General features: G+C 72.1%; 5 protein-coding genes. 2 read left to right on the forward strand and 3 right to left on the reverse strand.

From position 1 onward, the window contains the following. Nucleotides 1-743 (reverse strand): helix-turn-helix domain-containing protein (locus GT030_RS21775; protein ID WP_161202546.1); only part of this gene is annotated, 743 nt, incomplete at its 3' end. A 570-nt stretch (nt 744-1,313) separates the two neighbouring features. Between GT030_RS21775 and rho the strand changes: the two genes are divergently transcribed. Beyond that, on the forward strand, nt 1,314-2,441 hold the full coding sequence (gene rho, locus GT030_RS21780) for a transcription termination factor Rho (protein WP_161202547.1): 1,128 nt from the start codon (nt 1,314-1,316) through the stop codon (nt 2,439-2,441). Nucleotides 2,442-2,485: 44 nt separating this feature from the next. Here rho and GT030_RS21785 read toward each other — a convergent pair whose 3' ends face one another. Then, nucleotides 2,486-2,680 (reverse strand): hypothetical protein, encoded by a 195-nt coding sequence (locus GT030_RS21785; protein WP_018544306.1) that lies wholly within the window; start codon nt 2,678-2,680, stop codon nt 2,486-2,488. A 215-nt stretch (nt 2,681-2,895) separates the two neighbouring features. Between GT030_RS21785 and GT030_RS21790 the strand changes: the two genes are divergently transcribed. Next, on the forward strand, nt 2,896-5,031 hold the full coding sequence (locus GT030_RS21790) for an alpha/beta fold hydrolase (RefSeq protein ID WP_161202548.1): 2,136 nt from the start codon (nt 2,896-2,898) through the stop codon (nt 5,029-5,031). A gap of 101 nt (nt 5,032-5,132) precedes the next feature. Here GT030_RS21790 and GT030_RS21795 read toward each other — a convergent pair. Continuing rightward, nucleotides 5,133-5,657: ABC transporter ATP-binding protein (locus tag GT030_RS21795; RefSeq protein ID WP_161202549.1), on the reverse strand; the 525-nt coding region annotated here is incomplete at its 5' end.

Consider the following 5,657-nt stretch of genomic DNA (forward strand, 5'->3'; position numbering starts at 1 on the left):
GGAGGTGGGGGTGGGAGCTGGGTCGTGAGGCGGTGGGCCAGGAGAGCGGCTGGGCGGTGGAGGGTGCCTTCGGGGAGGTTGGCGGTGAGGGCTCGGCGTACGGCTGACGGGAAGACGTCCCGCTCCAGCCAGGCGGCCACGCCGGGGGCGAGGTGAGCCGTGTCGGCGGTGGAGAGCAGCAGGCGGCTGTCGTGGCGGCGCAGGTCCGCGAGGACGTCGGTGGCGGCCTGGAGGAGTGCGGGGGCGGAGGAGGAGGGGGTCGGCACGGCGGGGAGGGCCTTGCGGCGGGGTCCCGGCGTGCAGTCCCCGGCGGGGGCGGGCCGCAGCGGGCGGTCACTCACGGGCTCGTGGCCGGACCGGGGGCTGCGGGCGGCCGGGGGCCGGTTGCAGGAGATCGTGCGGGTGATGATGCGGCCGCCGGGGACGCGTTCGCGTACGCGGCGCAGGTAGCCGTGTTTCTCCAGTTCGCGCAGGGCCGCGGCGATACGGGTGACGCCCTCGGGGAAGCGGGCGGCCAGGGTCTTGATGTCGATCCGGGCGCCTCGTGGCAGCGACTGGATGTGCGTGCCGAGGCCGATCGCCAGCAGGGAGAGGTCCGCGTGCTGGGCGAGGTGGTTGCCGATCACCGCGAAGCGGGCGGTGTGGCGGGAGTTGTCGTGGATGAGACCACCCCGGTTCGGGTGGTCATGGCCCGCAATGCGGGACCGGACGCGCGGGGGCGCGCTAGGGTTCTGGGTACCCATCGGGAAGCTCACATCTTCCTTGGTGGTCAGGCCCTCGCACTGGGAAGCCACTCCCGGCGGGGGCCGACGTATGTCAGCTGTTGTGTTGCGCTGAGCGTAGAGCCGCCGAGGGTGTCAATTGCCAGCGGAAACAGCGATGTTCACCCGCCCGAGTGAGACTGCCGCCGTGGGCGGGAGGGGTGGGGCTCGGTGGGGGTGCTTTCCCCAGGTCTTTCCAGGTCTTGATGACCCCCCGTCCCACCGGAGCACTGCGCACCGGGTTCCGGTGCGGGGAGGTCCGGTCCGGCACACCCCGCCGGGGCGCGGCCGTACCGCATCCCTCTTGACGTAACCGCCCGCACCGGTACAGTGCAATGAGCGGCATGCCCGCGCCCCATGTCGGGCGCCGGTGTCGCACTCCTCTCCCAGCCCTCGTGCCGACGGTCTTCGACCGGGCCGGGCTTCTCCGCATCAGCACCTTGGTGACCAGGGCTTTCGTCGCCCCGTCAGTGGTGCGTTCCCGTCGCCCGGAGGCAGGCGTCTCCGTGATCCGCGGCCCTTCACTTTCTGTCCGGAAAGGACACCCCCCCTGTGACCATCACCCTCGAATCCCCCACCAGAAGCCAGACCACCACCCTCACCGGCGTCCTCGACATCGACGCGCACGGCAAGGGCCACCTGCGGGCCGCCGCGAGCCTGCTGCCCTCGCCCGCCGACCCCCACGTCTCCCCGGCGCTCATCCGCCGGCACGGCCTGCGGAAGGGCGACCTCGTCGAAGGCGTCGGCGGACCGCAGGGTGCCCTCACCGAGGTCACCGGGGTCGACGGCCGCGCCCCCGGAGGGCGGCGCAGAGACTTCCGCGACCTGACCCCGCTCCACCCCCACCAGCGGCTCCGCCTGGAGCACCGCGCCTCCGGCCTGGCCGGCCGCCTGACCGACCTGCTCGCCCCCGTGGGCAAGGGCCAGCGCGGCCTCATCGTCGCGCCGCCGAAGAGCGGGAAGACCGTCCTGATCCAGCAGCTCGCCGCGGCCGTCGCGGGCAATCACCCCGAGTGCCGCCTGATGGTGCTGCTGCTGGACGAACGCCCCGAGGAAGTCACCGACATGCGCAGGTCGGTACGCGGCGAGGTGTACGCCTCCACCTTCGACCGCCCCGCCAAGGACCACGTCGCCCTCGCGGACCTCGTCGTGGAGCGGGCCAAGCGGCGGGTGGAGGCCGGGGAGGACGTGGTGATCCTGCTGGACTCGCTGACCCGGCTCTGCCGCGCACACAACAACGCCTCGGCGGCGGGCGGCCGTACCCTCAGCGGGGGCGTCGACGCGGCCGCGCTGCTGGGCCCCAAGCGGTTCTTCGGGGCGGCACGGCAGGCGGAGGAGGGAGGGTCGCTGACCATCCTCGCCACCGCGCTCGTGGACACCGGCTCACGCGCCGACGGCTACTTCTTCGAGGAGCTGAAGGGCACCGGCAACATGGAACTCCGACTGGACCGCGAGCTGGCGTCCCGCCGCGTCTTCCCGCCCGTGGACATCGACCGCACCGGCACCCGCCGCGAGGAACTCCTGCTCTCGCGGGAGGAGTTGGCGATCACCAGGGGCCTGCGCCGCGCCCTGCGCTCACACGGGGACGCGTCCCTGGAAACCCTGCTGGAGCGACTGCGGGACACCCCGGACAACGCCGCGTTCCTGCGCCGCGTCCAGCCCACACTGCCGACGAGCTGATCACGGCAGGAGGGGCGACGACACCGTCATCACCCCGTCCCGCGTCAGAACTTGATGCTGCCGATCATGCTGGCGACGTTCGTGGTCAGCTCGCTGATCGTGGGTGCGATGGTCGAGGAGGCGAGATAGAAGCCGAGGAGCATGCAGATGGCCGCGTGTCCCCCCTTCAGTCCCGACTTCTTGATCAGCAGGAAGACGATGATCGCCAGCAGCACCACCGCCGAAATCGAGAGTGCCACGGCGGCTCACCTCCAATGAATCCCAGGGACACGGGGGGTTCGGACTATGGGGGTTGTGACTTCGGTACAGCCCCGGCGGACCGGCCCGAGAGCCAAGTCCACGCGGACGCCGCCAGGTTCATACCCACGCAGCGACAGTGATCATAACTATGTGTGCTCGCGCATCGCTCGGCGCACGGCCGCACAAGGGGGCGCATGGCCAATATGGTCGGGCCATGACGACCCAGACAGCCGGCACCGGCTCCTTCCCCCGCCGACACGCCCGGACCCAGCGCTTCTCGCTCGGCGCGCCGCGCGGGTTCACCGTGGCCCCCGACGGCTCCCGTGTCGCGTTCCTGCGCTCCGGCTCCGGCACGGACCGCGCCAACTCCCTGTGGGTACTGGACACCGCGGACGGCACCGAACGCCTCGCCGCCGACCCCCGCGCCCTGCTCGCGGGTGCCGACGAGGAGCTGTCCCCCGAGGAACGCGCCCGCCGCGAACGCAGCCGCGAGGGCGGCGCGGGCATCGTCGGGTACGCCACCGACGCCGCTGCCGAACTGGCCTCTTTCGCCTTGTCCGGGCGGCTGTTCACGGCCGGACTGCGCGCCGGCACCGCCCGTGAACTGCCCGCCCCCGGCCCGGTGATCGACCCCCGCCCGTCCCCCGACGGCACCCGCGTCGCGTACGTCGCCGGAGGCGAACTGCGCCTCATCGGCGCCGAGGGAGCGGACGACCGGCCGCTGGCCACCCCCGAGAGCGACGAAGTGACGTACGGCCTTGCGGAGTTCGTCGCGGCCGAGGAGATGGACCGTACGCGGGGCTTCTGGTGGTCCCCGGAGTCGGACCGGCTGCTGGTGGCGCGGGTGGACGACACGCCGGTGCGGCGCTGGTGGATCGCGGACACGTCACACCCGGACCGTGAGCCACACCACGTGCGCTACCCGGCCGCGGGCACCGCCAACGCGGCGGTGACCTTGTTCGTCATCGGCCTGGACGGCACCCGCACCGAGGTCCGCTGGGACCGCGAGCGTTTCCCCTATCTGGCGCGAGTGCACTGGTCAGAGGCGGGTGCACCCCTTCTCCAGGTGCAGTCGCGGGACCAGCGGAGCACACTCGTGCTCACCCTCGACCCGGACACCGGGGAGACCCGGACGCTGCACGCCGACGAAGATCCAACATGGCTGGATCTTTTCGCCGGGGTGCCCGCCTGGACCCCCTCCGGGCAGCTGGTCCGCATCGCGGACGAGGATGGCGCGCGGGTCCTCACCGTGGGCGAACGCCCGCTGACCGGACCGGAGTTGCACATCCGCGCGGTGCTCGACGTGTCGTCGGAGGACGTACTGGTCTCGGCCTCCGCCGGAGAGGCGGCCGAGGACCCCGAGACCGGCGAGATCCATGTGTACCGGGTCGGCGAAGCGGGCGTGGAGCGCGTGTCGCGGGAGCCCGGTGTGCACTCGGCGGTGCGCTCGGGTGACGTCACCGTCCTGGTCTCCGCGACCCTGGACAGTCCCGGCGCCCGTGTCCAGGTGCTGCGTGACGGAAAATCGGCGCTCGGTGTCCGCTCGTACGCCGAAGACCCCGGTTTGTCCCCCCGCGTGACCCTGACCGAGGGGGGCGCACGACGAATTCCGTGCGCCGTGCTTATGCCATCGGACTACCCCGACGACACTCCCCTGCCCGTCCTGCTCGACCCCTACGGGGGCCCGCACGGCCAGCGGGTCGTCGCCGCCCACAACGCCCATCTGACCTCGCAGTGGTTCGCCGACCAGGGCTTCGCGGTGATCGTCGCGGACGGCCGGGGCACCCCCGGCCGCTCCCCCGAGTGGGAGAAGTCGATCCACCAGGACTTCACGGTTACCCTCGACGACCAGATCGACGCCCTGCACGACCTCGCCAAGCGCTACCCGCTCGACCTCGACCGCGTCGCCATCCGGGGCTGGTCGTACGGCGGTTATCTCTCCGCACTGGCCGTCCTGCGCCGCCCGGACGTCTTCCACGCGGGTGTCGTGGGCGCCCCGGTCACCGACTGGCGGCTGTACGACACCCACTACACCGAGCGCTACCTGGGCGACCCCGAGGCGGACCCGGAGAGCTACGCCCGCAGCTCCCTGATCACCGACGAGGGCCTCGCCGACCCCGCCGAACCGCAGCGGCCCATGATGATCATCCATGGTCTGGCCGACGACAATGTGGTGGCCGCACACACCCTCCGGCTCTCCTCCGCCCTGCTGGCCGCCGGCCGTCCGCACGAGGTGCTCCCCCTGTCCGGCGTCACCCACATGACCCCGCAGGAGCAGGTCGCGGAGAACCTGCTCCTCCTCCAGGTCGACTTCCTCAAGCGCGCCCTGGGCCGGCCCGAACGGCGTTAACGCACAGGCAACTTCGCCGAAGCCACGCCGATATACGCACCCGCGAGGCTGATGCGCGTACGGCCGTGCGGGTGCCGTGAGACGGGCCGGGATACGCCATGTCATCCCGGCCCGTTGCCGTGCCCCCCGTGTTCCTCCATGGCCCCCGGCACGACCCGCCGCTCCGCCGCGAACAGACACGCCGACGGATGCGCGACCGGCCCCCCGGCCGCCCGGAACTTCTCCGGCACCGCCAGCTCGGGCACCTCCCGCGCGCACCGCTCCTCGGCCTTCCAGCACCGGGTGCGGAACCGGCACCCGGAGGGGATCGCGGTCGGGGACGGCACGTCACCGGTCAGGATGATCCGCTCCCGGCGCGCCCGCGCCTCCGGATCGGGCACCGGCACCGCCGACAGCAGCGCCTGGGTGTACGGGTGCGTGGGGTGCTCGTAGATCTCCGCGTCCGTACCGGTCTCCACGATCCGGCCCAGGTACATCACCGCGACCCGGTCCGAGATGTGCCGCACGATCGACAGGTCGTGCGCGATGAACACGTAACTCAGCCCGAACTCCGCCTGGAGCCGCTCCAGCAGGTTGATCACCTGTGCCTGCACCGACACGTCCAGCGCGGACACCGGCTCGTCCGC

Origin of the sequence: Streptomyces sp. SID1328 (genome assembly GCF_009865595.1) — a bacterium.
In the GTDB taxonomy this organism is placed as follows: domain Bacteria; phylum Actinomycetota; class Actinomycetes; order Streptomycetales; family Streptomycetaceae; genus Streptomyces; species Streptomyces griseoluteus.

Excerpts from the sequence above, each read along its gene's own strand:
- GT030_RS21790 (WP_161202548.1), top strand. The coding sequence starts at position 2,896 with ATGACGACCCAGACAGCCGGCACCGGCTCCTTCCCCCGCCGACACGCC.